The sequence below is a fragment of the Parafrankia sp. EUN1f genome (genome assembly GCF_000177675.1).
Classification (GTDB): Bacteria; Actinomycetota; Actinomycetes; order Frankiales; family Frankiaceae; genus Parafrankia.
The window spans coordinates 1-1,794 of the sequence record NZ_ADGX01000350.1 but is presented as its reverse complement, the minus strand read 5'-3'; the positions used below and the strand labels follow the sequence as shown (position 1 = coordinate 1,794).

Sequence of the window (1,794 nt, the reverse complement as noted above, 5' to 3'; positions counted from 1 at the left end):
GACCCTGCTGGTTTATTCAGGCTGCGTGGGTGAGGTCGAGCCGGGTGAGGTGGGTGGCGCGGGTCCGGTCGAGGGGCTTGCCGGTCCAGTAGGCATCGAGCCGGATCATGTTGATCGCGGCTGCGGCGATGTTGTGTTCAAGGCTGGTCTTGGGCAGGCCGCGGTAGCGGGCGGTCCGGATGCCCGTGACGTGGGTGGTCTGGCGGATGGTGCCCTCGATCCCGGACCGGGCGGCGTAGCGGCGTTTCCACTCGTCGGTCGTCTGTTCGGCCCTCGCGGTGATGGTGGCTTCGTGGAGGGCACGGTCCCGGAGGGTGATGTGGCGCTGTTGGCCTTTCGTGCACAGGTCCCGGACCGGGCAGGGGCCGCAGGTCGATTTCGTCCAGGTCGCCACGATCACGTCGGTGGTGTGTTGGCGGCACGGGTTCCACGTCGAGCTGGTCTGGCCCTGCGGGCAGGTGCCGCGGCGGCGGTCGAAGTCGAAGGAGAAACTCGCCTTGTCATAGCCCGCCCGGGCTTTCGCCTGGTGGGAGTGGTCGAGCAGGACCGGGGTGACCAGGCTGATCCCGTGGACCCGGGCGGAGTGGATCATCTGGTCGGCGCTGGGGTAGCCGGAGTCGAGCAGATGCTCGTCGGGGGCCAGCCCGTTGCGGCGCAGCTCGGTGTGGATGTCGTCGAGAGCGGCCGCGTCGGGGGTGGTCGCCAGGGTGGTCAGTACCCCGGTGATCAGGTTCGGGGTGTCCCCACGCCCGGTCGCCGCGGTCGTCTCGGGCGTCGTCGTCTCGGGTGGGGTGCAGGTCTCGGTGAGATGGACCTTGTACCCGTCCCAGCCGTGGTCACGTTTGAGACTGTGCCGGGTGTCGAGGTCGTAGGGCGAGATCAGGCGGTCTCTGCCAGGCGGGAGCCCGTCCCCGCCCTCCGAGGTGTTCTCCCGCCGCCGTACCACCTCCGTCCCGCTGCCCGTGGTGTACCGGTAGAACTGCTGCACCCAGACCCGCCGCAGAACATCGACGGCGGGGATCTCCCGCAGCCAGACCGGCGCGTCGTGCGCGTGGGCCGCTGCGAGCAGGTGGTAGCCGTCACGGCCGTACTCGACCATGAGGGCCTTACGCTTCGTCTCCGACGCGGGAAGGCGCCAGGTGTCGACCCGCGCTCCGTACCGCCGCTGCCAGGAGTCGTCGATCACCCCGGCCAGCCAGGCCGGAGCGGCACTGGCGAACGCTTCGAGCGCGGCGCGCACACTCTCCCCGGCCAGTTCCAGCCGGCACAGGTTCCGGATCGCGCCGAGCACGTGGGTGGAGTCGGTGCGCGCCCGCCCGCCCGCCTTGAGCAGCCCCTCGGCGACCAGACGCGCCAGAAGCGCGTCGAGCGCGTGGGTCGCCAGATCCCCCTCGACCAGCCGCGCGCGGAACTCCGAGAACACGCTGGCGTCGAACCCCGGATCGTCGAGATCGAGACCGAGCGCGTATTTCCACGACATCCGGTCGCGGACCGCGTCCGCGGCCTGCCGGTCGGTGAGGTTCTCGGAGAACTGCAGAACCGTGGCCATCATCAGCTGGGCCGGAGAGATCCCCGGCCGGCCCCGCACCCCGAACGCGCCGGTGAACCGCCCGTCCTCGTAGACCACACCGAGCTCGTCACGGATACGCATCGCCAGGTTCCCCTTCGGGACGCGGCACGCGCGACCCGCGCGGTCAGCGGTGGGACCTCGGGCCAGGGTCTCGGCTGCAGGGACACGACCGCCATCCTCCCGACCCGACACCCCACGACCAGCACACCGTCCCGGGTGTTGCG

1 protein-coding gene is annotated in these 1,794 nt (G+C 70.6%); it reads right to left on the bottom strand.

Translation table 11 applies throughout. The features are described from left to right. Nucleotides 1-16: 16 nt before the first annotated feature. The gene (locus FREUN1FDRAFT_RS39000; protein WP_006545970.1) at nt 17-1,651 is read right to left on the bottom strand and encodes an IS1182 family transposase; all 1,635 of its coding nucleotides are present in this window, start codon (nt 1,649-1,651) and stop codon (nt 17-19) included. Nucleotides 1,652-1,794 lie beyond the last annotated feature (143 nt).

Excerpts from the sequence above, each read along its gene's own strand:
- FREUN1FDRAFT_RS39000 (WP_006545970.1), bottom strand. The coding sequence starts at position 1,651 with ATGCGTATCCGTGACGAGCTCGGTGTGGTCTACGAGGACGGGCGGTTC.